The organism is Leeuwenhoekiella palythoae (assembly GCF_020310025.1).
In the GTDB taxonomy this organism is placed as follows: Bacteria; Bacteroidota; Bacteroidia; order Flavobacteriales; family Flavobacteriaceae; genus Leeuwenhoekiella; species Leeuwenhoekiella palythoae.
On record NZ_CP084318.1, the window covers coordinates 38,817 to 65,040 of the forward strand.

Here is a 26,224-nt window from a genome sequence, read left to right on the forward strand (position 1 = left end):
ACTAGTAACATTGTAAAATCATTAATACAACGTTGTAAATTTTTCTAAAATCGTATAAAAAAGTCTATAATTTCGCTATTTTGCAGTAAGTAAATACCTCAAAGGACTTTCAAAACCGAAATATCAATAACTTAAATTGTATTTTGTCTGTACCTTAATAGCATTAGTTCACACTTAGAATATTTTCTGAAGAAACGCTTTAAAGAAAACTTATAAAGAATATAGTTTATCGGGACAGAACCCTTAATTATTCACTCTCGAGCATCGAGTAAACCTATTTCATAACTATGGAAATTAAACGTCTTTTTGACTTCCCCTACCATCAACTTGAACAGTATAATTTAAAAGAAGCCTTAGTAACTAAATATGACGGCAAATGGGTAGCAACAACTACTCAATCTTATCTTGATCAAGCTAATGCTATAAGTCGGGGGCTATTAAAATTAGGTGTAAAACCCAATGATAAAATTGCCGTGATCTCTTCGACAAACCGTACGGAGTGGAATATTATGGATATCGGTATCCTGCAATTAGGCGCACAAAATGTTCCTATTTATCCAACGATTTCGGAAGAAGAATACGAGTACGTACTGAACCATAGTGAATCTATCTTCTGCTTTGTTTCTGACGAAGAAGTACTTAATAAGCTAAATGCAATAAAAGCAAATGTACCAACACTTAAGGAGGTTTATAGTTTTGATGCTATTAACGGATGTAAAAGTTGGGAGGAGGTCAAAGAAGAAGATAACAGTCTTCAGCCTGAAGTTGAAAAATTAAAGGCTGCTGTTAAAGAAGATGATCTTGCAACTCTTATTTATACATCAGGAACTACCGGAAGACCTAAAGGCGTGATGCTGAGCCATAAAAATGTGGTGTCTAATGCATTGAATAGCGCGTCGCGTTTTCCTATTGTGCCGGGGCAAAGTAAAGCGTTGAGTTTTTTACCGGTATGCCATATTTACGAACGCATGTTGATGTATTTATATCAGTATACCGGAGTTTCTATATATTTTGCTGAAAGTCTAGATACGATAAGTGAAAACCTTAAAGAAGTTCAGCCGGAAGTAATGACAGCTGTTCCGCGTTTACTGGAAAAGGTTTATGATAAGATCATTGCAAAAGGTGCAGATTTAACCGGAATCAAAAAGAAACTGTTCTTCTGGGCTGTAGAAACCGGTCTTGACTACGAGCCTTACGGTCAAAACGGCTGGTGGTACGAGAAAAAATTAGGTATTGCACGTAAACTGATTTTCAGCAAATGGCAGGAAGCTTTAGGCGGAAATTTAAAAGTGATCGCTTCGGGTAGTGCTGCTTTACAACCCCGACTTGCACGCGTTTTTAATGCTGCAGATATCGGAGTCATGGAAGGTTACGGTCTTACCGAAACTTCGCCGGTAATTTCAGTAAATGATATGCGTGATAAAGGCTTTAAAATAGGTACCGTAGGAAAACCTATTCCACAGACTGAAGTCAAGATCGCCGAAGATGGTGAGATTCTTATTAAAGGTCCGCAGGTGATGATCGGCTATTATAAAGACAAAGAAAAAACTGATGAGGTTTTAGAGAACGGTTATTTCCACACGGGAGATATTGGCGAGATCGACAGCGAAGGCTTCCTGAAGATCACCGACCGTAAAAAAGAGATGTTCAAGACCAGCGGTGGTAAATATGTAGCGCCTCAGATCATTGAAAATATGATGAAGCAATCCCGCTTTATCGAACATATAATGGTGGTAGGTGAAGGCGAGAAAATGCCGGCTGCCCTAATTCAGCCTAATTTTGAATTTGTGACCGAATGGGCAAAACTCAAAAATATTAACGTAGGTACTACTCCTAAGGAAATCGCTTCAAACGAAGAAGTGAAGAAACGCATTCAAGAGGATGTGGATATTCACAATGAGAAATTCGGTAAATGGGAACGCGTCAAGAAATTTGAGCTTACTCCCGACGAGTGGAGTATTGAAGCGGGTCACCTCACTCCTACTATGAAACTTAAGAGACGTATCGTTAAAGAGAAGTATCTTGACCTTTACAATAAAATTTACGAGCGTGAATAATCTATTAAACTCCTTAGAAATAAGGAGTTTTTTTATGAATATACCCAGCAATCATCTTGTGAGATAATAATCTTATAAAATTTCCTTAATTTATTATGCGTGCATAGTATTATTTTTTTAACTTTACGAAAACGTATGAGTAAAAAAGATATCACAATAGATCACGCCCTTAGAGCGACCTGGCAAGCCGTTATTAAAATGTATAATGAGCAAGCTGCAAAGTTAGACAGTACGATGGCTACAGGTTTTGCTTTATTGAGTATAGACCCTGAGGAAGGAACGCCCTCAACAGCTTTGGGACCAAGGATGGGAATGGAAGCGACCAGTCTCTCTAGAACCCTAAAATCGATGGAAGAACGTGGACTTATAGAACGTAAACCCAATCCGGCTGATGGTCGGGGCGTATTGATTTTCCTGACGGAATTTGGAAAGGAAAATAGAGACTTTAGTAAAGACCGTGTTTTGAAATTTAACGAGGCGGTTCGCGCTAACATTGATGCAGAAAAAGTAGATCACTTTTTTGAAGTTATTCACGTCATCAATGATTTAATACAGAATAAAAAAATTTATAACACTTCTGAAACTACTATAAAACAATGAGTAAAAGACGTATAAATAAAGTTGCAGTAATTGGCTCTGGTATTATGGGAAGCGGCATCGCTTGTCATTTTGCAAACATAGGAGTTGAAGTGCTGTTACTCGATATAGTTCCTCGCGAACTTAACGACAAAGAGAAAGCAAAAGGCTTAACGCTTGAAGATAAAGCGGTACGCAACAGACTGGTAAATGATCACCTTCAAAATGCGTTAAAATCTAAGCCCTCTCCTATTTACCACAAAGATTTTGCAAGTCGCATCACTACTGGTAATATGGAAGATGATATCGCTAAAGTAAAAGACTACGACTGGATCATCGAGGTGGTGATCGAGCGTTTAGATATCAAAAAGCAAGTTTTTGAAAAGCTTGATAAACACCGTACTCCGGGAACACTGATCACTTCAAATACTTCAGGAATCCCGATCAAATTTATGAGTGAAGGCCGAAGCGATGATTTCCAGAAGCATTTTTGTGGAACGCATTTCTTCAATCCGGCACGTTACTTAGATCTTTTTGAGATCATTCCAGGACCTAAGACTGATAAAGAAGTTTTAGCATTTTTGAATGCCTACGGCGAAAAATTCCTCGGAAAAACTTCGGTTGTTGCTAAAGATACTCCGGCATTTATCGGTAACCGCGTAGGTACGTATAGTATTATGAGCCTTTTCCACACCGTGGAAGAACTTGGGATGACGGTTGAAGAAGTTGATAAATTAACCGGCCCGGTAATTGGTCGTCCAAAATCGGCTACCTTCCGTACCGTTGATGTTGTAGGACTTGACACCTTAGTTCACGTGGCGAATGGTATTCGTGAAAACGTAGAAAACGATGAGCGTGCTGAGTTGTTTTCGCTACCTAGCTACATCAACACAATGCACGAGAATAAATGGTTGGGAAGCAAAACCGGACAAGGATTTTATAAGAAAATTAAAAAGGAGGACGGCTCTAGCGAGATTCTAACGTTAGACTTGAATTCTATGGAATACAGAGCCAATAAACGCGCTTCTTTCAGTACGCTTGAGATGACCAAGTCTATTGATAACGTGGCAGACCGTTTTCCGGTTTTGATTAAAGGAAAAGATAAAGCCGGAGAATTCTTCCGAAAAAATTTCGCCGGATTATTCGCTTACGTGCAAAATCGTATTCCTGAGATCACAGATGAATTATATAAAATTGATGACGCGATGCGTGCCGGTTATGGCTGGGAGCACGGTCCGTTTCAAATTTGGGATGCCGTTGGAGTTGAGAAAGGAATCGAATTGATGAAAGCCGAAGGTTATGAAGTAGCCGATTGGGTTGCTGCAATGCTTTCTTCTGGAAAAGATTCCTTCTATACCGTTAAAGAAGGAAACACCTTCTACTACGATATTCCAAAGAAAGAATATGTGAAAAAACCGGGGCAGGATGGCTTTATTATTCTCGATAACATCCGTCAATCTAAAGAAGTATTTAAAAACAGCGGCGTTGTTGTTGAAGACCTCGGCGATGGAATCCTAAATGTTGAATTCCGTTCTAAAATGAATTCTATCGGTGGTGATGTGCTATCAGGTTTAAATAAAGCTATCGATTTAGCAGAAAAAGATTTCGCCGGACTCGTAGTTGCCAATCAAGGGAAGAATTTCTCTGTGGGTGCCAATATCGGGATGATCTTCATGATGGCTGTGGAGCAGGAATATGATGAGCTGAATGCTGCCGTAAAATACTTCCAGGATACCTGTATGCGCTTGCGCTACTCTTCTATTCCTACTGTTGTTGCTCCACAGGCGATGACCTTAGGTGGTGGTTGCGAGATGACTTTGCACGCAGACCGCGTTGTGGCTGCTGCTGAGAGTTATATCGGTCTGGTAGAATTTGGTGTTGGGGTAATCCCTGGCGGTGGTGGTTCTAAAGAAATGACTCTTAGAGCTTCTGAAACCTATAAAAAAGACGACGTCGAGCTAAACCGACTACGCGAATATTTCCTAACAATCGGTATGGCAAAAGTCTCAACTTCAGCCTATGAAGCTTACGACTTAGGAATTTTAAAACCGGGCAAAGACATTGTTGTGGTAAACAAAGATCGTCAGATCGCTGCAGCTAAAGAAGTAGCGAAGTTTATAGCAGATCAAGGCTACACCAAACCTATTGAACGTACTGACATTAAAGTCTTAGGTAAACAGGCCTTAGGTGCATTCTTAGTAGGAACTGATCAAATGAATGCCGGGAAATACATCAGCGATCACGATAAGAAAATCGCTAATAAACTAGCCTATGTAATGGCTGGTGGCGATTTATCGGAGGCTTCTTATGTAAGCGAACGCTACTTGCTAGATCTGGAGCGTGAAGCCTTCTTAAGTCTTTGCGGAGAGCGTAAAACATTAGAGCGCTTAGAGCATATGATCAAGAAAGGGAAACCGCTAAGAAATTAGACTAGAGACTTTAGATATAAGACCATAGACTAAAATAAAACCTATGCATAATTTTCAAGAACTTAAGATTTGGCAGAAAGCGATGGATATCGCTGAAAGTACTTATTTAATTTCTGCTGAATTTCCAAAGGAAGAAAAATTTGGCTTAACAAGTCAAATTAGAAGAAGTGCTGTAAGTATTCCCTCGAACATTGCAGAAGGAGCTGGAAGAAATACAGATGGTGAGTTTAAAAATTTTCTTGGAATTGCAAGCGGCTCATCTAATGAGTTATATACGCAGCTTATTTTGGCGAAACGCCTAGGCCTTATATCTAAGGGTGAAGAACTTTCAAATATTTTACAGCAATTGGAAGAGGTTCAAAAAATGAATTATACGCTAATAAAGAAATTTTCAAAATAGACTAAAGATCATCTCAAATCTTACGTCTAGAATCTAAAATCTACATAATGAAAACAGCATATATCGTAAAAGCATACAGAACAGCCGTAGGGAAAGCACCGCGTGGTTTGTTCCGATTTAAAAGACCAGACGAACTCGCCGCAGAAACCATCGATTACATGATGAACGAGCTTCCTGATTTTGACAAGAAGCGCATTGATGATGTGATGGTGGGTAATGCGATGCCTGAGGCAGAGCAAGGTCTTAACGTAGGTCGTTTGATCTCGTTGATGGGTTTGAAGATCGAAGACGTTCCGGGAGTAACGGTGAATCGTTATTGCGCTTCTGGAATTGAAACCATTGCAATGGCTTCGGCTAAAATCCAAGCAGGAATGGCTGATTGTATTATCGCCGGGGGTGCCGAAAGTATGAGTTACATCCCGATGGGTGGTTACAAACCGGTTCCTGATTATAAAGTGGCAAAAGCCGGAAACGAGGATTATTACTGGGGAATGGGTCTTACTGCAGAAGCGGTGGCCAATCAATTTAATGTTTCCCGGGAAGATCAGGATGAGTTCGCTTACAACTCGCATCAGAAAGCCTTAAAAGCGCAGGAAGAAGATCGTTTCAAAGAGCAAATCGTTCCTATTGATGTTGAACACACGTTTGTAAACGGTGCCGGAAAGAAAGAAACTAAAACCTATACGGTAAGTAAAGATGAAGGTCCACGTGCAGATACCAAGCTTGAGATTCTGGCAAAATTGCGCCCTGTTTTCGCCGAAGGCGGAAGCGTAACCGCAGGAAACTCTTCACAAATGAGTGACGGTGCTGCCTTTGTTTTAGTGATGAGCGAAGAAATGGTGAAAGAACTAAAATTAGAGCCTATAGCGCGTCTGGTGAATTTCGCAGCCGTTGGTGTTGAGCCACGCATTATGGGAATTGGTCCGGTTAAAGCCATTCCGAAGGCATTAAAACAAGCTGGATTGCAGCAGAAGGATATCGACCTCATCGAATTGAACGAAGCTTTTGCTTCGCAATCTTTAGCAGTAATCAGAGAGTTAGATCTCAATCCGGATATCGTAAACGTAAACGGTGGTGCCATTGCTTTAGGTCACCCGCTGGGTTGCACAGGAGCCAAACTTTCCGTTCAGCTTTTTGATGAAATGCGCAAACGTGAAATGAAGAGTAAATACGGCGTTGTCACAATGTGCGTAGGTACCGGTCAAGGTGCAGCCGGAGTTTATGAGTTCCTTAATTAGACTTGAGACTCTAGACTAGAGATATCGGACAATTCGAAATAATTTAAAAACACATTTGAGACTAAGGTTTTTAAAATCTAAAATCTCAATACTTATATCTTAGAAAAATGGCAGAAACAGCAGATAAAAAAGAAATTCTACGTGGCGGGCAATTCTTAGTGAAAGAAACCGCTTGTGAAGATGTTTTTACTCCCGAAGATTTTAACGAGGAGCAAAAAATGATGAAGGAAACGGTTAAAGAATTTGTTGACCGTGAGATTGTTCCTAACAAAGAACGTTTTGAACATAAAGACTATGCGCTTACCGAAGAAGTGATGCGTAAAGCGGGTGAACTTGGTCTTCTTGGTATCGCTGTTCCTGAGGAGTATGATGGTCTGGGAATGGGCTTTGTTTCAACTATGCTTGTTTGCGATTACATTTCCGGAGCTACGGGTTCTATCGCGACAGCCTTCGGTGCGCACACCGGGATTGGTACGATGCCAATAACGCTTTATGGCACCGAAGAACAAAAGAAAAAGTACGTTCCCAAATTGGCTACCGGAGAGTGGTTTGGTGCTTATTGTTTAACTGAACCAGGAGCTGGTTCTGACGCCAACAGTGGTAAAACAAAAGCTGAACTTTCAGCAGACGGAAAAAGCTACAAAATCAACGGTCAGAAAATGTGGATTTCCAATGCCGGTTTCTGTAATCTGTTTATTGTTTTCGCCCGCATTGAAGATGATAAAAACATCACCGGTTTCATTGTTGAAAATGACCCTTCAAACGGAATATCACTTGGTGAGGAAGAAAAAAAATTAGGTATTCACTCCTCTTCTACACGACAGGTGTTTTTTAATGATACCGTGGTTCCTATAGAAAATATGCTTGCCGGCCGTGGCGAAGGCTTCAAGATCGCGATGAATGCGCTTAACGTAGGTCGTATTAAGCTCGCTGCTGCTTGTCTTGACGCACAACGTCGTATCATTGATATGGGCGTGAAATATGCAAATGAGCGTGTTCAGTTTAAAACACCGATTGCCAAATTTGGTGCGATCAAGTATAAATTGGCTGAAATGGCTACGAATGCTTACGTGTGCGAAAGTGCGTCCTACCGTGCGGCTAAAAATATTGAAGATCGAATCGCAATCAGAATGGCTGATGGTAACAGCCATCAGGAAGCCGAACTGAAAGGTGTTGAAGAGTATGCGATTGAATGTTCTATTCTTAAAGTCGCTGCTTCAGAAGATATGCAGAATTGTGCCGATGAAGGTATTCAGATTTATGGTGGTATGGGCTTCAGTTCCGATGCGCCGATGGAAGCAGCCTGGAGAGATGCTCGTATTTCGCGTATTTATGAAGGTACCAATGAGATCAACCGTATGCTTGCGGTAGGAATGCTTGTAAAGAAAGCGATGAAAGGTCACGTAGATTTACTGAATCCGGCGATGGCAGTTGCCGATGAGTTGACCGGAATCCCTTCTTTTGATACCCCTGATTATTCTGAAGTCCTTTCTGAAGAAAAAGCAATGATCGCTAAACTGAAAAAGGTATTCTTAATGGTAGCTGGTAGCGCCATTCAGAAATACGGACCAGAATTGGAAGAGCACCAGCAATTATTAATGGCAGCTTCAGATATCTTGATTGAGATCTATATGGCAGAAAGTGCCATTTTACGTACAGAAAAGAACGTAAAACGCTTTGGTGAAGACACACAAAAAGAGCAAATCGCAATGGCACAATTGTATCTGTATCACGCTGTAGATACCATTAACCAGAAAGCGAAAGAAGGCATAGTGTCTTTTGCTGAAGGCGATGAGCAGCGTATGATGCTTATGGGTCTTAAGCGTTTCACCAAATATCAAAATCAGCCTAATGTAGTTGCTTTACGCAACACCATCGCTGAAAAAGTAACTGAAGAAAACACCTATCCGTTCTAAGGTTTTGCCCTAATTATTACATTTTGATTTGAATTCAACCCCGAAGCTTTGCTTTGGGGTTTGTTTTTTAAGAGTAATGAGAATGGAATAAACTAAGATTGGCTCAAATCTTGATTACTTTGGTTGTGATTTAAGAAACATTGTATCTTTAAAACTTCAACTTAGTTTATGCAAAAAATAGGATTTATACTGCTTGCGTTTGTGATGAGCTTTTCACTTCAAGCGCAGGAAAATATAGAGGTTTTTCTTTTTGAGATCAAAACAACACCAACCACTATTGAAATAGTAAATGGTAAAAACATTTCTCAAAATTCAGGTTATGACAATCAGCCTTCATTTTATGATGAGAACACGGTACTCTACAGTCGTACGCAAGACAGTCTCACTGCTATTGGAGTTTACGATATAACTACTTCTAAAACTTCGGTTTTCACTAACGAACCGAATAGCGGTTTTTTCTCTCCGCAACGTATTCCAAATTCTGAAACCATCGTTGCGGTACGTCAAGATCCAGAAGGCCGTCAGCGCTTGGCGCAGTATGACTTTCAAACCAAAGCTTTCAAAAAGCTTCTAGATAGCAGTCAAGTTGGTTATTTTTCCTTTTACGATCAGCAAACCTTTATTGCTTCGGTTTTACAGCCAAATCAGATGGATCTCTTCCTTATAAATTCAAAAAAAGGAACTTCAGAAAGCATCATCACCAATTCCGGAAGGTCTTTACAAAAAATACCAAATAGCAACTCGATGAGTTATACGGTGGAAAATGAAACCAAAAATATGGATCTCTATACACTCGACTTTTCGGGTGACGAACCTACAAGCTATTTCGTATGCGAGATGCCCATTGGTCGGCAAGATTATACGTGGCTCGATGAAAACCGGATTCTTGTAGGTAGCGGCGATAGTCTTTTTGTCTATGATCTATTTGGAGAACCTGCCTGGACGTTTGCTGCAAGTTTAAACAGCTACGGACTTAAAAATATTACCAGAATGACTGTGAGTCCCGACGGAAAATATCTGGCAGTAGCGGCAGAAACTGTAGAAAACTAAACTCAATAGGTGCCGAAGCAAACCAAAATCATAATTCTCATTGTTCTCGCTCAGTTTCTGGGCACATCGTTGTGGTTTGTAGGCAATATCGTGGTTCCGCAACTTCCTGTCGCCCGTTTGGGAAATCCCGATCTCTTAGGAGATTTGCTTGCCGCAGTACAATTGGGGTTCATCTTGGGAACGCTTGTTTTTGCTGTGCTCGCGATTGCAGACCGCTTCTCGCCGTCCAAAGTTTTTGCCGTAAGTGCCATTTTGGGAGCGGTCGCAAACCTAGCTTTACTCTTACCTCAGGCCGAAAGCGGCACTTTATTAATCTCACGAATGAGCACCGGTTTTTTCCTAGCCGGAATTTACCCCGTTGGAATGAAAATCGCAGCCGACTATTTTGAAAAAGGTTTAGGAAAAGTTTTGGGGTTTTTGGTTGGCGCTTTGGTCCTAGGTACAGCACTCCCCCACGCTTTGAACAGTTTTGAAGTTTCGGTAGATTATAAGATTATCACATTGGTAACTTCAGGATTGGCTGCTGTTGGCGGACTATTAATCGGTTTCTTGGTTGCTGATGGTCCGTATCGAAAAGCACAGCAAAAACTTTCGATAAACGCCATTCCCTTTATTTTTCAGACTAAAAAATTCAGAAGAGCAGCTTTTGGGTATTGGGGACACATGTGGGAATTATACGCTTTTTGGGGATTTCTACCCGTTTTCATCATCTATTATCAGGCAGAACATCAAGTCTATATCAACACTTCGCTTTGGTCCTTTTTTGCTATTGCAATCGGTGCAATTTCTTGTGCGTTTGGCGGAGTTTTGACGCAGAAAATAAGCAGTAAAAAAGTTGCCTATTACGCACTCGTGATCTCAGGAATGTGCTGTTTGGTTTCTGCTTTTAGTATTGAATTCCCACCGGTGATTTTTGGTTTCTTTCTATTAATCTGGGGCGCTGCCGTGGTTGCTGACAGTCCGCAATTTTCAACATTGGTCGCACAAAATGCTCCACCCGAATACCGTGGGACCGCACTGACGCTCGTTAATTGCATAGGATTTGCGATTACTGTCGTTAGTATTCAACTGCTGAATTATTGGGTTATTCATTTTGATATTGATTATCTTTTTTTGGTTTTAAGTCTGGGGCCTATCTTTGGAATTTTGAGTTTGTACCGGTCTAAACTATGAGAATTCTTTACTGCTTTTTCTTTCTGATTTTTATAGCCTGTGGCAAAAATGAGGGTCCGCCGCCACTGTTTCAAAAGTCTGAAAACACTTTTACGCCGGTTCAAAAAGCGATCATCGCTCCACGTGTTGATGGTAAACCTCATGATCCCGCTTGGCAGCATTTAGAATGGAAGCAAATGAACAATATTTGGAGCGGAAAAGCTTCAGCAGATGCTAATATTCAATATAAACTTACGTGGACGCCTGATGCGCTATACGTGTTGCTTCGGTTAGAAAACATTACAATTCGGTCTACTTTTGGCAATCCGATGGAGCACTTCAACAGCGAAGATCACTTAAGTGTGTATGTTGACGAAGACAACAGCGCCGGGAGCTATGAAGATTCTTATAATGCTTTTGCATATCAAATTTCTCCGGTCAACGTTCCGATCTTTCTAGATCAGAATAAAAAACCGAGAACTGCTAATCACGCGGTTTATTCCGTTTTAAAAAACTATGGGATTATTTCGTATTGGGAATTGAGAATAACCAATTTTGATTCCACATTTACTCCCAACGCTCCGCACGAAGCCGTATCTTTAAAATCCGGAAAATTACTGGGCTTTGCGCTCGCTTTTGAACACGTTGATGCCAAAGCTACCAATACGATTCTTGGTTCTGTTGCGATTCCCGAAGATTACGAGGGACGCATAGACCTGGATGCCGGACTTTTTGAAACCCTAAAATTGATTCAATAATTATGGAAAATAGAATAGCACTTAATGACAACTTAAGCTTATCACGCATCGTTCACGGATACTGGCGTTTGCGCGATTGGAATTTGAGCGATGACCAACTTTTAAAGCTTATTGAGCAAGTTTTGGAGTTAGGAATCACTTCTTTTGATCACGCAGATATCTACGGAAATCACACCTGTGAGGCCTATTTTGGCCGAGCATTAGCGAAGAGACCGGAGCTGCGTGAAAAAATGGAATTGATAAGCAAGTGCGGAATCAAAATGGCTACCGATTACAATCCGGAGCTTGATATAAAAATCTATGATTACAGCACCGAATACATTATAAAACAAGCAGAAACTTCACTTAAAAACTTAGGTACAGATCGTCTCGATCTTTTATTGCTGCACCGCCCTGCGCCTTTCTTTAATCCGGAAGAAGTTGCCAAGGCTTTTGATCAGCTTAAAAGCAGTGGTAAAGTGCTCAACTTTGGCGTTTCTAACTTTAGTCCGGCGCAATTTGATACCCTGCAAAGTTATCTTGATATGCCCTTAGCCACCAATCAGGTTGAGATCTCTGTGAGTTGTTTAGAGCATTTTGAGAATGAGAATACCGAATATTTCTTAAAACATAAAATCAAACCGATGGCGTGGTCACCACTTGCCGGCGGAGCTATTTTTAACCCAAAAACGGAAAAAGATCAGCGTTTAACAGCCGTATTGAAAAGCATCGCTGGCGAATTGAATACAGATATAGATCAAGTGATGTATGCGTGGCTTTTAAAGCATCCTACGGGGATTATGCCTATTGTGGGATCACAACATATAAATCGAATAAAAAGTGCTGTTGATGCCCTTGAAATCGAATTAAGTCTAGAGCAATGGTATAAAATCTATATCGCTTCTAAAGGCGAAGATTTGCCTTAGTTTTTTTGAAATCGGAAGTAAAGTCAAAAAGCCTGATCCATAATGAATCAGGCTTTTCTTATTCCAATGGTTTGATGATAAAACTAAATTCATAATCCTGAGGCTTCAGTTGGTATTTTTCTAGTGGTTTTGCACCCCAGCTGTTATCGCCTCCCACTCCGGTTTGCTTGTAATCAATATGTAGACTGATCAAATCTCGAGGTTTTATATCTGTGGTATGAAGCTGTGCTTTAAGAGTTCCCGGGTCAAAATCAGCAGTATAATTGTGATGTGCGCTGAATGAAAATTCCGGTAATCCCAGTATTTTAAAACCATTTCCTTGACCGTCTGTAAGTTGCAGCCAGCGGTTTTCGGTGCGATAGCCATTTTCTTGTGGCCGAATGTAAGGGAAATATAAATCGGCCACTGAAGCTTCATAAATACCTACAAAGGCCGCTTCTTTACGATCTTGATAATTCTCAAAGGGTCCACGGCCGTACCATTTTACCTGATCAAATTCCTTCGGAAGTATTAAATTCAATCCAAACCGTGGAAGCTCAGCAATATCTTCAGCGCCGGAATATTCTAGTTTCTCATTGATTTTTAAGCTTCCATCTTTATAAAGCGTGTAGCGTATTTTTGTTGTAGCCTGAAGTGTGTCTAATGCACATGTCGATTCTAAAATCACAGAATCTTTAGTTTTTGCCAAGGTTTCAAATTGGATCAACTTCTGATTTTCTGAAGCGTCTTTCCAAAGTTTACCTCGCCTTTGAAAATTATTACCAAAATCATTGTCTGTTGGCGCACGCCAAAAGTTCGCTCTCGACGCTTCCAATAGATAATCCTGATCTTTATACGTCCATTTGGTTAAGCTTCCGGTTGTTTTATCAAAATATAAACTAAAGTCTTCCCCAGAAACTTCAAGGGCACTTCGTGTATCTTTTGTTTTAAGCTTTTTCTTTTCTAAATCCGGTGCAAATACCAGCGGTGCTGCCTTCTGAAGTAAAATCTGATCTTGTGCAATTACAAAACCAGCAGGAAGCATTGCAGATGCGTCTTTCATCTTTATACTGAAATTGATAATATACTCGCTTCCATCTTCGGGAAGTTCAAGTGTTTTTATTGAAAAATCTACCGACTGCTGTGGTTTTACATCAAAAGCAGGAAGCTCATCTTCAGTGATAATTTTTCCGTCCTGCAACACTTCATAACTGATCGCATAGTTATTTAAATTGATAAAGAAGAATCGGTTTTCCAGTTTAAACTTTCGCTTAAGCGTATCAACTAAGCTAATTTTCACATTTTGATACACGTGCTTTACTTCTGCTAAAGCCGGGTGCGGACTGCGATCAGGATTGACCAAACCGTTCAAAACAAAATTTCCATCATTGCGATACCGGTCGGGACCATAATCACCGCCATACGTCCAATATTCAGTTCCGGTACTGTCCTTTTTTACAAAACCTTGATCTACCCAATCCCAAATAAAGCCGCCTTGCACTTGGTTATGTTTATATACAAAATCCCATAAATCGCTCAGATTTCCCGTACTGTTCCCCATACTGTGGGCGTATTCACACCAAATAAATGGGCGGTTGGGATACTTGCCCAGATAATGTTCTTCGATATAATCCATACGAGCATACATCCACGGGATGACATCGGTGTGCGGTTCTTGAAAACTCTTACCGCGCTCGGCACGCTCGTATTGCACCGGTCGTGTATTATCGCGGTTTTTAATCCAGTGATAGCCATCAATAAAAGCGGGGCCATCACCGGCTTCATTCCCCATAGACCATATGATGATCGATGGGTGGTTTTTGTTGGTCTCCACCATTGCTTCAAGTCGGTCTTGATGCATCAAGGCAAACTCCGGTTTGTTTGCTGGCGTTTTATCTTCATCATAACCAAAGCCGTGCGTTTCAATATTGGCTTCATCCACCATATAAATCCCATATTCGTCACAGAGGCTGTACCAAAGAGGATCGTTAGGATAGTGCGAATTGCGCACCGCATTGATATTATTTTCTTTAAAAAGCCTGATATCCTCCAGCATCGATTCTTTTGAAATCACGTGCCCTGTGTGCTGGTCGTGTTCGTGGCGATTGACCCCTTTTAGCAGAATAGGTTTCCCGTTAACCAGTAAATTTCCGTTTTTGATCTCGCTGGTTCTAAAGCCTATTTTAGCCGAAGTACTCATCAAAAGTTCGTCTCCTTTTCTTAAGGAAAGCACCACTTGATACAACTTAGGATGTTCTGCGCTCCAAGGCTCGATAGTTTCAAAAGTTTCTTGAAACTGAAGTGTATCGGTTTTGGCTGAAGCAAGTTTTAGGCTTTGTGTTGCGCTATACAGCTCTTCATTAGCATCGCTGATCTTTAAATCAAGCTGAAGGTTTTCTGTAGTTGCACCGTCATTTTTTACAGCAATTTTTCCATCGAAAATGCCATCAATATATTCAGTATCAAGTCCCGCTTTGAAAAAGAAATCCTGAATATGCGCTTTAGGCTGGGCATAAACATACACATTGCGTTCTATTCCGCTCAGGCGCCAGAAATCTTGATCTTCAAGGTAAGTGCCATCGCTCCAGCGGTAAACTTCCACAGCGATCTCATTATTTCCCGGTTTTATAAATGATGTGATATCAAACTCCGAAGGTGTTTTTGCGTCTTCGTCATACCCCACTTTTTTCCCGTTGATCCATACGTAAAAAACACTGGTAACTCCGCCAAAATACAGCTTGATCTGTTTAGCCTTCCAATCCTTCGGAATCTTGAATTCTCGCTTATACGAACCTATAGGGTTATAAATTGTATCTACAAAAGGTGGATTGATCGCGTGTGTATAACCGGCGCTCACATACAACGGGAAATCGTACCCCTGCATCTGCCAATCTCCCGGAACGTTGATATCATCCCAATCGTTAGTTTTAAAATCTGGCTGATAAAAATCCTTTGGACGCTGCTCTGGAGTATCTGCAAGATTAAACTTCCAAGTTCCGTTTAGGAGCAACAGATTTTTAGATTTGTAATATGCATTTTCAACAGCTTCTTCCTCAGAATCATAAACGTAGAACGTAGATCGCGGTGCTTCGGTGTTTTGCGTAACCACACTCAAATTTTGCCATTCGGGCAATTCCTGTGCATTTAAAATTGGCGAGCACAAAAAAAACAAACCTAATAGAAAACTCAAAGAAAGAATACGCATATCATATTTTTTAAGGAATTGAAATATAAGACTTGCGCAAGGGCTTGACTTCGTAAGAATTAATCAAAATTGATACTATGTAATTCACCCGATGTCATTTCTACCTCAACCTCATTTCTTTCGGTCTTTAAATCTTTCACGGGAAGTAGATCCTCAGCGCTCCAAGCTTCATCTGATTTTTTCCAAAGCATAAGCGTTGCATAGATTTTGTTTTTAGCCTCCGGCGAAAATTCTGCAGACACATTGATCACAGCGCTGTCATCTGCCACCGGATGCAAGTCGGTTTTCTCTATAACATCAACATCTTCCCACCCAGAAAGCGGCACCATAGCAAGTTGATATTGCCCATTATCAATGATGGTCGCAGTGTAATCTCCAACTTTTTGAGTGCTTTGCTCAATTGTTTTTCCATCTATCTCAGGAAGTGCATAATGACCAAGGCGCATCGCAACAGGCACCTCACTGGTCTGCTTATCTATACGCAAAATACCGTTAGTTAAGGGAATGTCAACCAACTGCATATGCACCTGATCATTGGTTTCCAAAACCGCATCGCGGTAATATTTTCCGTCTTCATATTTTTTGAAAGTATATAGACGCCACGGCTCCCATTCTTCTTTTGCATTTTTAAAAACGTAATTCATCGAGATGGTACCGTCCGCGTCATCAGCTTGCCAAGGAAATGCCGAATTATAAGACAGCTTATTGTAGTTCTCACTACTGCGGAATCCTTGCCAATCGTCTGCTTTTCGCTCGTGACACCAAGCTCTGATTTCTGAAGCTCCAATATCGGGGTAATCGGTTAGTAATACATTGGAAGCTGATTGAAATTTATTATACACGGCATCATCTTCAAATCGTGATGCCCAAGGTCCTTCATTTTCGGTTGCGGTCCAGAACGCATTATCTTCCGGAAGTAATAATCCTAAAAAGGCTTTACCCATCCAGAATACACTACCGCGCGTACTATAATTCTGTACTGCAGGCTCAAAATGATCATAGAAGCCTAAAGTTGGAATTCGATCTTTTAAAAACTCAGGATTCTTTAAAAATTGAAGTAACACCCCCGAAGAAATCCGACGCAACCAGCCCAAATTAATCGTGTCGTCATCAAGCGTTCCTGCAAAAGGAAACGGACTCATAGACGCGATGCGATAACTAATACTTCGCCCGAACATGATCATTTGGCCGTCTTCAGAAAACATATAGGGATAGTGATACACCAAATCTTGAAAATTGGTCTTAAAAGCCTTAGCGATCTCTGGGTAATGCGTGTTTCCATAAACCGATGCCCACATAGGTCCATATACCTGAAATGCCCACATACTGTAATAATCGTACGCAGGATGATCGTTATACCAGCCTTGGCCACGATAATCTGCTAGTGATTTGTTCAGATATTCTTCAAGTAAGGGTTTGTTTACCTCATATCCTTGTGCATCAAAAAAACTTAACACAAAAATGTTGAAGAATTTCCAGTTAGAATCTACCGTTGGTCCATCACCATAACTCAGCATAGAAGCTGCCAGCGCATCTTTATCATCTTGACTTAAAGGTTCCCAAAGCGTTTCCGGAGAAATAAATAAGGAAATTGCCAGCGCGCCATACTCAACCAGATTTTGGCTTGGGCCGCCATTTCCTCGAGGTTTGATAAACGCTTCACTTTCGGGATTTGCCAACTTCGGAATTTGATGCTGGTAATATTCGGCTACTTTTATTCCGTTTAAGGTAAGATCCGGTTCCTTTTTAAGTAAGGGTGCGGCAACAAATAAGGTACGTACGAGACCTTCTAATTTCTCAGTAGGAACACGATCTACGGAGTGCGGATAGCTTTTTCCGGGAAGTTTAGGAAACTTCATCGGGTCATCTAGATTATCAATATAACTAAAGGCTCCTTCGAGCAAATAGCGTGCTGCATCTTCCCAATGTTTACGCGTCATTCCCGTCATTGGGCTCAATTCATAATCCGGAGCTTCTACTTCAAAAAGCGGCATTTCACCATCAACCTGCTTAGCAGGTTTTATTTCTTGAGCTTCCATAGAAGCCATAGTGAAGAGCACCACGCAAAAACCGGTGATGTACTTTATTTGTTTTAGTAAAATCATAATTATTATTTATTCTGAATCAACAAAGCGTGCCATTTCTGAAGCTGCAAGCAAATACGCTCCAACTCCAAAATCTGCAGTAGAATTGACATCTACCACTTGTCCGGGAATTGCTTTTTCACCAATGGGTTGCACATAGCCTACGCTTCCATCATCTTGTAATGCAACTTCCGTGAGATATTCCCAGCTTTTTTCTACTACAGGCAAATAGGTTTCTTCCTCTAGGATATCATTATTTATTCCCCATAGATATCCATAGGTAAAGAATGCTGTACCGCTGGTTTCTGGTCCAGGAGCGTGCTCAGGGTCTAAAATACTGCGCGTCCAGTAGCCTTCGGGCTGCTGCGCTTCCTTGAGTGTTTTTGCCATTTTTTTGAAGCGATCAATATAAGCTTGTCGATATTGAGCATCTTGTGGTAAATCCTGAAGCACCTTAGCTAAACCGGCAAACACCCAACCATCTCCACGTGCCCAGAAATCCTTCTTTCCGTTAAGACTTTTATGTTTAGGGTAAACATATTTTGCGTCGCGAAAGTATAATCCGGTTTCGTCATCAAGCATAATGCTGTCTGCATACGCTAAGTATTCATTGAGTTTTTCTAAATACTTTTCATTCCCGGTCACTTTATACAATTTAGTCATCACAGGCATCACCATATATAATCCATCTGCCCACCACCAATAATCATTCTTAGAAGTACTCATCTCATACTCCATCACCTCTTTTGCTCGGGCAATCTTTGTAGGGTCTTTTGAACCTTCAAGTGTGTAGAGGTCAATATAGGTTTGAAATGCAATTTGCCAATCTCCAAACAGCACGTGCTCGTCGGTTTCTCCGTAGTTGTATTTCCATTTGGATTTATCCTGTGACTTGGCTCCCATCCACTGGTTATGCTCTGCCCAGGCTTTGGAGTAGTCTAAAAAGTCGTCATTGCCGGTCACTTTATAGGCTTCTATATTTCCTGTATGATAGGCTGCCGGATGCCAAAACGCAAAACCTGGTTCTGGGTGGGTTTCCTGCCAGTGTTTATTTACTTTTTCAATGATGGCTAAAACCGAATCCTTCTCCTGTGGTATCGCGGTAACCTCAACATCAGCATCTTGCGCCTGAGATGTACTGTCGCCATTGCTTTTACAATTACTGAGCACAACGGCGAATACTGCCGAAAAAAGAAGTGTTTTAAAGTGGTTATTCATTGTTAATCTATTAGTTAGTGTTTTATTTAATCTCTAATGTGCGTGGTCAATTGATATATTTTCACCACTCCAGATCTTTTTTTGTGTCCAGGAGGCATAGGGGTCAGACCATAAAGGTGCTGTTTCAGGTAACCCTAATATTAAGAAAGCTTCAGAGCATAGGTAAAGACTTCCGGTGGAGATATAACCTTCTCCTATATTATTTTGAGCTCCAAATAAACCTACTTTAAGCCATCCGTTGTCATCGAAAGTTCCAGGTGCCTCAATTTGTCTTTTTATCATCACGTATAAAGCTTCGCGCACTTGAGCAGGCTCTACTTCTTCTGGTAATTCTTGCCTAAGCGCGATATGAGACAATAACTGAAAAGCACCAAAACGATATGCCAAAGACCGGCCAATAGGAGGATAAGTACCTTCCGGACCTATGAGACGTTCTTGTATTGAAGCATAACGTTGTGCTCTATATTTTACGTTGTCAAAATCCTTCTTACGACCATTATCTGTTTCTTGAAGAGTTTGATAGATATCAAGTAAAAAAGGCTGAATTACAAAACTGTTATAATAATCCCAGTGAAACTCTGGTCCATCGCCATACATACCATCACCTAGATACCATTCTCTATGTTTATTTAAACCATACTCTATTCGTAGTAGATCTCCGCTATTATCAAATTTCTCTAGTGCAGCTTCAACCATTCCCGAAAATAAAAGCCAATTGCTGTAATATGGCTTTATTACCCGGGTAGACTTTAAAGCTTCAATTATACGCTCCTGAACCTCTCTATCTAATTTTTCCCAAATCTGGGTAGGAGATCGTAATAGTCCTTGTGCTAAAAATGCGGCATCAACAAGTGGTTGAGCATCTTTATTAAAGTTCATGAAATCATCTGATTCCGGGTTGGTTGCATTATCTAAACAGCGAATTACTAAATCGATATATTTTTTACGCAATTTTCCCTCCGAAGTATCATCTGGGCCTAATTCTAACCAAGGAGCCATCCCTGAGTATAATCTGCCAAAAGCCTCCAAATACGTCACGTGAGTACGATCATCCCAAGCACCAGGAGAACGCTCTACCGGCATATTCTTTTTTAGCTTTTCTTCAGCAAGATTAGTTAAAACAGGGTCGGCTATTTTAAGCAGCGTCTCAACCATATACTCTCTTTCCTCCTTTTGAGCAAGAATTTTAAAGCTGAATAGATTAACTGCTATAAAACTAAAGATAAATAAGCCTTTAAATTTTACCATTTTAGATGTTGATTATTGGTTTTGATCTGTTTTCTGATAAACCCGAACATAATCTACCAGGTATTCTTTTGGGAATTCGGTTTTTGAAGGATCTCCGCCGTTAGAACCAATCGCGAGATTGAGCAAAATATAATGAGGCTGCTGAAAACCGTTAGATCCATCAGGATTAATAGCATCTGCTAAATCAATTTCGTTTAGTAATTCATCATCGAGATAGAGTTTGATAAACTCAGATGTCCAATCCATTTTCCAGATATGGAATTTTTCAGCCCATTGCGGGTCTTTCGCTATAAATTCAGAAAAGGGAATTTTAGCACTATCCCACGATACATTTCTCCAATCAGGCCCCCACGCGGCATTTGCTAAAATATGAGGCTTACCGCCTATTTGATAGAATTCCATCACATCGATCTCTCCATTAGAAGGCCAACCTTTTTCGACACCCAAAGTCCAGATCGCCGGCCACATTCCGCTTGCCGTATCAATTTTTGCACGCACTTCTAGAATTCCATATTTAAACTGAAATTTTCCTCGAGTATTGATACTTGACGAAGTATATTCGGCCTGCTGGCGGTTCTGTTTCCAGTTCGTAGCATCTGCCTTAAAATTTGGATTAGGGATTTTTTCCTTTCTTCCAGTAATGACTAAATTACCCTGCGCTACCGAAGCATTATCCTTCTGATACCATTGTAATTCTTCATTGCGGACAAATCCTTCTTCATAACTCCAAGAAGCCGCATTTGGCTTATCACCAGAATCGAATTCATCGTGCCAGATCAACTCATAACCCCTGGGAGCCTGAATAGAATCTTCGGTTGACTTTTCTGACGAAGATTTACAGCTGCTGACTAAAACAATTGACACTAACGTAAACAGTACTCTTGTTAATCTAGCGGTATGTAGGATGGATAGCTTCATTTTATTTTGAGATCAATAATGCGCCGCCTTCACCAAGGACATCAATTTTCAATTTTCCGCTTGATTTGACCTTCACTGTTTTTTGAGCTGCGGTTTTATCTTTTGCATCATAGATAAACGTTGCTTCAGCATTTTTAAACATCGGTAAGTCTAGTTCAAGTGTCTTCTTTTCTTGCTCACCATTAGTGACTGCCAGATACCATGTATCTCCCTTTCTTCGGGCAATTGCAACATAATCACCGGGTTCGCCGCCAACATAAACCGTCTCGTCCCATACGGTGGGGACCGCTCTTAAAAAGTCTAAAACAAATTCTGGCTGCTCGTCAAGGTTGTTTGGCGTTAAGCCAAAATGCTGAATAGGTGAAAAATAAAGTACGGCTGTAGCCAGTTCAAAAGCATCCGTAGTTTTACGCACAGTTCCTCCTTTTTGATCTTTGCTTAAGCGCTTATTTAAAAACACCGGTGCAAAGTCCATCGCTCCCACAGGGTTACGTGTAAAGGGTAAAATCGTGCTGTAATACGCGTGTTTGTCTAGCGCATACTGCGTAAAAATCAAATTTTCTGAAGCTCTAACCGCTTCTGAAGTGACATAGTTGGGATACATTTTTTCCCAGCCTCGGGGAAGCGTACAGCCGTGAAAAGTAATTGCTAAACCATAATCGTTACCATCATTTAAAATATCTTCATACAGCTGCATTGTCATCTGTTTGTCTCCGCCAAAAAAATCGATCTTCAGACCTTTTACGCCTATTTCTTGTAACCACGCCATCTCTTGCTGGCGCTTGTAGGCGGTGTTCATAAAGTCTTGCGGCGTTTGTGGAGCATTGTTCCAAAATCCATTGGAGTTGTACCAAAGCACCACATCCACATTTTTTGAATTGGCATAAGCCACTAATTCTTCCATCTTCTCGCGGCCAATATTAGCATCCCACCAATTGTCAATAAGCACATATTCAAAATTTAAAGCTTCAGCCAGATCAATGAATTTTACCTGATCTTCATAATTGATGCTGTTATCTTGCCATACAATCCAACTCCACGTCGCTCTTCCCATTGTATAATCTTGCGAAGCCTCATAGCGTTGTTCTACCAGATCAAACGAAGCAGTTGTTTCTACAATAGGTTTTAAAGTTTTTCCCAGAGTAATCGTTCGCCAAGGCGTTTGTGCCGGCATCGCCATAGCGGCAAAAGCATCTCCTAAACCATTATTTTCTCCTTCTTGAGGAAACGCTATCGGAAACAATCCGTTTTTATCTGATTCTCCTAAGCGTGCCCCGGGATAGCTTCCATCTACATTGGTTTCTGAAATGAGAATCCATCCCTTTTCAGCATTTTTAAATAAAGCCGGAAAAGTATAGCCCACACCATACTGAGATTGAGTTCCCAAAGCTTCATCAAAGGTATATTCTTCCTCATACGAAGGTTTGGTTTGCTCCCAGCCTGTCATAGGTAAAGCTTGAGGAGTGATAAAAGAAGTAGCATCATCAGGTAAATTGAAACCAGTTGCTTCTTCTAAGATTTTGACTTTAGTATTGCGCTCCTTTGCGGTGAGTTTGTAAGCAAAAGCCACATCACTATTGCTCACTCTAAATTGAACCGCCAAAGTATCTTCGTTTGCATTTACGAACTTTACAATCAGCTCATTCGCATGATATTCTACGTGACTTACTTTAGCCTTTTTAAGATCGTACGCTTCCTTTATTGCTGAAGAACCCTGTGCCGCATACGACAAGCCTTCAGAAAAATCACCTATCGAAGTTTTTAACCCTAAAGGGGAATCTTCCATAAAGAGCACATCATCTACATGAATGGAATATACAGGCTTTTCATCTTGTAGCCCTACTTCAACGCCAATATGTTTGTCAGGGCTACTAACTTTTACCGGAAGCTGGCACCACGCAGTTTGACCAGTGAGTATAAAAAAAAGACTTACTAAACTTGCTATTCTAAATTTCTGCATGCTTTTAGTTGTTTAAAAGAGATAAAGTGTAGCTATACGTATATTCTTGATCTTCCAGGCGATACTGTTCAAAAGGGTATTGTCCCCAACTGTTGAGACCTCCTAAGCCGCGTTGTTTTAAATCAATATGCAGATAAACCTCATCTTCAACGGTTAAATCTGTAGGGTGCTTCTGATCTTTGGTCGCTCCGGGATCAAGATCTTCGGTTGAAATATGCAACGCACTAAAACCTAAAGGTTGTGCTCCGGTAACTTTTAAACCGTTGCCGTTTCCGTCAGAAAGGCTTAACCAACGCGTATCTGTATGGTAACCTGATTCTTGCGGACGAATGTACGTCCACGTAAATTGATTTTTCACATCGTCTTGATACACTCCCAAGAAGGCAGACTCTTTTCGATCTGAATAATTTTCCCAAGGTCCGCGACCGTAATATTGCAATTGATCGTAGTCTTCGTTTAAAACCATACGCATTCCAAAACGTGGAATTTCAGGAGTTTTTTCATCATTAATTTTGATCGAAGCGGTAACTTTTATGTCACCCGAATTTTCGATGAAATATTCGACGGTATAGACTGCATCAATTTCCGGAAGTTGATAAGTTACTAAAACAGGTAGTCCTTCTTTAGTCTGCACGCCTACTTGGCTTTTGGTCACCACAGCATTTGCGGTGGCGTCTTTCCAAGCTTTTAAACGACCTGGCATTCCGTTCCCAAAATCGTTATCCGTTGGCGCACGCCAGAAATACGGCTGCGGAAATTGAGCGATCACCGCAGAACCGTCTGCCAACTGGTATTTGCTTAATTTTCCTTTTTTCAGATCAAATACACCCGAAACCTCAGAAGCAGTAAAACGGAGTTGGTCTCCATCTTTCTTAAAACTAAGTGGAGTCTCGGTTGATGAAATTGTTTCTTCAGCAAAATAATCGGTTTCTCCTAGTTTGAATTGTTCTTTAGCCAACTCAAAACCGGCCGGAACTAAAGCTGTAGCAGCTTTTGTAGTTGCATAAACATTCAAGAGATATTCAGCATCAGCAGTTTGCGGAAGGTTTAAATTGATCAACTTATACGAATTGGGCGCAACAGCGGCATCAAAAGTTCCTGTTTTAACCACATTGCCATTTTCTAGAAGCTCCCATTTAAAATCGAATGCCTCCAGATTGGTATAGTTGTATTTATTTTCCACTCTTAAATTTGATCCGGCTAAAGTAAAATCAATGTTTTGATATACCTTTTTTACTTCGGCTAAAGAAGGATGCGCTTCACGATCTGCTGTAATGAGTCCGTTTGCATTGAAGTTCTCATCATTCTGCAGATCTTCACCGCCAAGATCTCCACCATAGGCCCAAAACTCGCGACCATCCTCAGTCTCGGCACGTAGTCCTTGATCTACCCAATCCCAGATAAATCCACCTTGCATATGCGGACTGCTATCAATAATGTCCCAATATTCTCTAAAGTTTCCGCTACTGTTTCCCATTGCGTGAGAATACTCGCACATGATGAAAGGGCGAGTCACATCGGTACGTGCCGCATATTCTTTCATATGTTTTATTCCCGGATACATAGGTGCAACCACGTCTGTATTTCGGTTTTGACCTGCTTGTTCAAAAGTTACCAAACGGGTTGGGTCAGTTTCCTTCAACCATTCGTACGCGTCATAAAAAACAGGACCATTACCACACTCATTACCCATAGACCATAAAATGATCGAAATATGGTTTTTATCCATCTCATACATTCTTTTTATGCGGTCTAGATGCGCCGCAGCCCATTCTTCTGAATACGCCGGATGTTTTGATTTATCAAAATTTCCTTGCCACTCAGCACCCATTGCGTGCGTTTCAATATTCGCTTCATCCACGATGTAAAAACCAAACTCATCAGCCAGATCATAAACCTGTTGGCCGTGAGGATAATGACTCATACGCACCGCATTGATATTATTGCGTGCCATCAACTCAAAATCTTTGCGCGTGATTTCGAGATCTGGAACGTGGCCTTTATCAGGGTGATGCTCGTGAAGGTTTACTCCGTGTACCGTTACCGCTTTTCCGTTTACGAGAAGTTGCGCGTTTTTGAGTTCGACTTTTCTAAAGCCGGTGCGGCCTGAAGTAGCCGCAAGCGGATTACCCTTTTTATCTTCTATTGCAAGTGTATAGGTATACAGAGTTGGAGTTTCTCCGCTCCATAATTGAATATTTGGCAATGATTTTTCAAAAGAAAGTGTACCTCTATCTTTAGGAACTTCTTTTTTCTCGGCAAAAACCAAATTGTCTTCCGCATCAAAAAGCGCTACTTCTACGCGTGCTTTTTTGATCTTACTTTTTTCAAAAGTGCGCAGATCAACTTCCGCTGAAAATTTGCCTGATTTATAATCTGAAGTCAAATCACTAACGACCTTATAATCCCAAATCGTCGTTTTTGGCATCGCTTGAAGGAATACATCGCGCTCAATTCCGCTTAAACGCCAGAAATCCTGATCTTCAAGGTAACTACCATCATGCCAGCGAAACACCTGCACCGCAAGAAGGTTTTTACCCTCCTCTAAAAATTCGGTGATATTGAATTCTGCAGGAGTTTTAGAAGCTTTGGTCATCCCCACTTCTTCGCCATTCACAAAAATGCGGGCATATCCCGAAATAGATCCGAAACTCAATAAAACTTCTTTATCCTCCCAGTTTTCAGGAACACTGAATGTAGTACGATAACTGCCGACAGGATTGTAAGCATCGTCAATAAATGGCGGATTCTTAGGAAACGGATAGCTTACATTGGTGTAAATAGGAATGTCAAAACCTTCGGTCTCCCAGTTTGACGGTACTTGAATGTTGCTCCACGCACTATCATCAAGATCTACCTCATAGAAATCTGTAGGACGCTCAGCCGGAGTTTTTACAATATCAAACTTCCACGTACCGTTGAGACTTTTGTAAAGTTGCGATGCTGTGGCTTCGCGTGTTTTTGCTTTTTGCGTAGACTCATAAAGCACAAAAGCGCTTCGGCCTTCTTCTTTATTGCGGTCTATAATCTCGGGATTCTCCCATTCATTTTGTGCTTGCTGGGCGGTAGCTCCCCACAAACATAGTATGCTTAGTAAACTTAAAACTGTTTTTTTCATTGAAACGCGTATT

Annotated in this window: 17 protein-coding genes; 10 read left to right on the plus strand and 7 right to left on the minus strand. The window is 40.9% G+C overall.

What is annotated here, in order from left to right; all coding sequences use genetic code 11:
* Positions 1–287 precede the first annotated feature (287 nt).
* The 10 genes from LDL79_RS00165 (at position 288) to LDL79_RS00210 (ending at position 12,481) form a co-directional block, all read left to right on the plus strand.
* Positions 288–2,057, plus strand: a complete 1,770-nt coding sequence (locus tag LDL79_RS00165; RefSeq protein ID WP_225598666.1) for an AMP-dependent synthetase/ligase — start codon at positions 288–290, stop codon at positions 2,055–2,057.
* Between the two features lie 135 nt (positions 2,058–2,192).
* On the plus strand, positions 2,193–2,657 hold the full coding sequence (locus LDL79_RS00170) for a MarR family winged helix-turn-helix transcriptional regulator (RefSeq protein WP_072982451.1): 465 nt from the start codon (positions 2,193–2,195) through the stop codon (positions 2,655–2,657).
* Positions 2,654–5,062, plus strand: a complete 2,409-nt coding sequence (locus LDL79_RS00175; RefSeq protein ID WP_225598667.1) for a 3-hydroxyacyl-CoA dehydrogenase/enoyl-CoA hydratase family protein — start codon at positions 2,654–2,656, stop codon at positions 5,060–5,062. Before LDL79_RS00170 ends, LDL79_RS00175 begins: the two co-directional genes overlap by 4 nt.
* Before the next feature lie 43 nt (positions 5,063–5,105).
* Positions 5,106–5,462, plus strand: coding sequence for a four helix bundle protein (locus tag LDL79_RS00180; protein WP_225598668.1), 357 nt, complete (start codon positions 5,106–5,108; stop codon positions 5,460–5,462).
* A gap of 47 nt (positions 5,463–5,509) precedes the next feature.
* Positions 5,510–6,700, plus strand: coding sequence for an acetyl-CoA C-acyltransferase (locus tag LDL79_RS00185; protein WP_225598669.1), 1,191 nt, complete (start codon positions 5,510–5,512; stop codon positions 6,698–6,700).
* Between the two features lie 107 nt (positions 6,701–6,807).
* Positions 6,808–8,616, plus strand: coding sequence for an acyl-CoA dehydrogenase family protein (locus tag LDL79_RS00190; protein WP_225598670.1), 1,809 nt, complete (start codon positions 6,808–6,810; stop codon positions 8,614–8,616).
* Between the two features lie 168 nt (positions 8,617–8,784).
* Entirely contained in the window at positions 8,785–9,666 is an 882-nt protein-coding gene (locus LDL79_RS00195) for a TolB-like translocation protein (protein WP_225598671.1), read from the plus strand.
* A 9-nt stretch (positions 9,667–9,675) separates the two neighbouring features.
* Positions 9,676–10,839: an MFS transporter gene (locus LDL79_RS00200; RefSeq protein ID WP_225598672.1), complete on the plus strand. Its 1,164-nt coding sequence runs from the start codon at positions 9,676–9,678 to the stop codon at positions 10,837–10,839.
* A complete protein-coding gene (locus tag LDL79_RS00205) occupies positions 10,836–11,576 on the plus strand; it encodes a CBM9 family sugar-binding protein (protein WP_225598673.1) in 741 nt (246 codons plus the stop codon). Before LDL79_RS00200 ends, LDL79_RS00205 begins: the two co-directional genes overlap by 4 nt.
* A gap of 2 nt (positions 11,577–11,578) precedes the next feature.
* The gene (locus LDL79_RS00210) at positions 11,579–12,481 is read left to right on the plus strand and encodes an aldo/keto reductase (protein WP_225598674.1); all 903 of its coding nucleotides are present in this window, start codon (positions 11,579–11,581) and stop codon (positions 12,479–12,481) included.
* A 58-nt stretch (positions 12,482–12,539) separates the two neighbouring features.
* On the opposite strand, the gene LDL79_RS00215 is transcribed toward LDL79_RS00210, so the two are convergent.
* From LDL79_RS00215 to LDL79_RS00245, 7 genes are read right to left on the minus strand one after another with little or no spacing between them, the layout of a single operon-like run.
* The gene (locus LDL79_RS00215; RefSeq protein ID WP_225598675.1) at positions 12,540–15,665 is read right to left on the minus strand and encodes a beta-galactosidase, LacZ type; all 3,126 of its coding nucleotides are present in this window, start codon (positions 15,663–15,665) and stop codon (positions 12,540–12,542) included.
* 59 nt (positions 15,666–15,724) lie between these two features.
* Positions 15,725–17,770, minus strand: a complete 2,046-nt coding sequence (locus tag LDL79_RS00220) for a DUF2264 domain-containing protein (RefSeq protein WP_225598676.1) — start codon at positions 17,768–17,770, stop codon at positions 15,725–15,727.
* A 9-nt stretch (positions 17,771–17,779) separates the two neighbouring features.
* Entirely contained in the window at positions 17,780–18,967 is a 1,188-nt protein-coding gene (locus LDL79_RS00225; RefSeq protein WP_225598677.1) for a glycoside hydrolase family 88/105 protein, read from the minus strand.
* A 33-nt stretch (positions 18,968–19,000) separates the two neighbouring features.
* Complete coding sequence (locus tag LDL79_RS00230; protein ID WP_225598678.1) at positions 19,001–20,215, minus strand: DUF2264 domain-containing protein; 1,215 nt, start codon at positions 20,213–20,215, stop codon at positions 19,001–19,003.
* Positions 20,216–20,227: 12 nt separating this feature from the next.
* Positions 20,228–21,133: a glycoside hydrolase family 16 protein gene (locus LDL79_RS00235; RefSeq protein WP_072982472.1), complete on the minus strand. Its 906-nt coding sequence runs from the start codon at positions 21,131–21,133 to the stop codon at positions 20,228–20,230.
* 1 nt (position 21,134) lies between these two features.
* The gene (locus tag LDL79_RS00240) at positions 21,135–23,093 is read right to left on the minus strand and encodes a glycoside hydrolase family 97 protein (RefSeq protein WP_072982474.1); all 1,959 of its coding nucleotides are present in this window, start codon (positions 23,091–23,093) and stop codon (positions 21,135–21,137) included.
* 4 nt (positions 23,094–23,097) lie between these two features.
* Positions 23,098–26,211: a beta-galactosidase, LacZ type gene (locus LDL79_RS00245; RefSeq protein ID WP_225598679.1), complete on the minus strand. Its 3,114-nt coding sequence runs from the start codon at positions 26,209–26,211 to the stop codon at positions 23,098–23,100.
* Positions 26,212–26,224: the final 13 nt, after the last annotated feature.

Bases quoted from the DNA above. Each gene is read 5' to 3' on its own strand.
- LDL79_RS00165 (WP_225598666.1), top strand. From the start codon at position 288: ATGGAAATTAAACGTCTTTTTGACTTCCCCTACCATCAACTTGAACAG.
- LDL79_RS00170 (WP_072982451.1), top strand. From the start codon at position 2,193: ATGAGTAAAAAAGATATCACAATAGATCACGCCCTTAGAGCGACCTGG.
- LDL79_RS00175 (WP_225598667.1), top strand. From the start codon at position 2,654: ATGAGTAAAAGACGTATAAATAAAGTTGCAGTAATTGGCTCTGGTATT.
- LDL79_RS00180 (WP_225598668.1), top strand. From the start codon at position 5,106: ATGCATAATTTTCAAGAACTTAAGATTTGGCAGAAAGCGATGGATATC.
- LDL79_RS00185 (WP_225598669.1), top strand. From the start codon at position 5,510: ATGAAAACAGCATATATCGTAAAAGCATACAGAACAGCCGTAGGGAAA.
- LDL79_RS00190 (WP_225598670.1), top strand. From the start codon at position 6,808: ATGGCAGAAACAGCAGATAAAAAAGAAATTCTACGTGGCGGGCAATTC.
- LDL79_RS00195 (WP_225598671.1), top strand. From the start codon at position 8,785: ATGCAAAAAATAGGATTTATACTGCTTGCGTTTGTGATGAGCTTTTCA.
- LDL79_RS00205 (WP_225598673.1), top strand. From the start codon at position 10,836: ATGAGAATTCTTTACTGCTTTTTCTTTCTGATTTTTATAGCCTGTGGC.
- LDL79_RS00210 (WP_225598674.1), top strand. From the start codon at position 11,579: ATGGAAAATAGAATAGCACTTAATGACAACTTAAGCTTATCACGCATC.
- LDL79_RS00215 (WP_225598675.1), bottom strand. From the start codon at position 15,665: ATGCGTATTCTTTCTTTGAGTTTTCTATTAGGTTTGTTTTTTTTGTGC.
- LDL79_RS00220 (WP_225598676.1), bottom strand. From the start codon at position 17,770: ATGATTTTACTAAAACAAATAAAGTACATCACCGGTTTTTGCGTGGTG.
- LDL79_RS00225 (WP_225598677.1), bottom strand. From the start codon at position 18,967: ATGAATAACCACTTTAAAACACTTCTTTTTTCGGCAGTATTCGCCGTT.
- LDL79_RS00230 (WP_225598678.1), bottom strand. From the start codon at position 20,215: ATGGTAAAATTTAAAGGCTTATTTATCTTTAGTTTTATAGCAGTTAAT.
- LDL79_RS00235 (WP_072982472.1), bottom strand. From the start codon at position 21,133: ATGAAGCTATCCATCCTACATACCGCTAGATTAACAAGAGTACTGTTT.
- LDL79_RS00240 (WP_072982474.1), bottom strand. From the start codon at position 23,093: ATGCAGAAATTTAGAATAGCAAGTTTAGTAAGTCTTTTTTTTATACTC.
- LDL79_RS00245 (WP_225598679.1), bottom strand. From the start codon at position 26,211: ATGAAAAAAACAGTTTTAAGTTTACTAAGCATACTATGTTTGTGGGGA.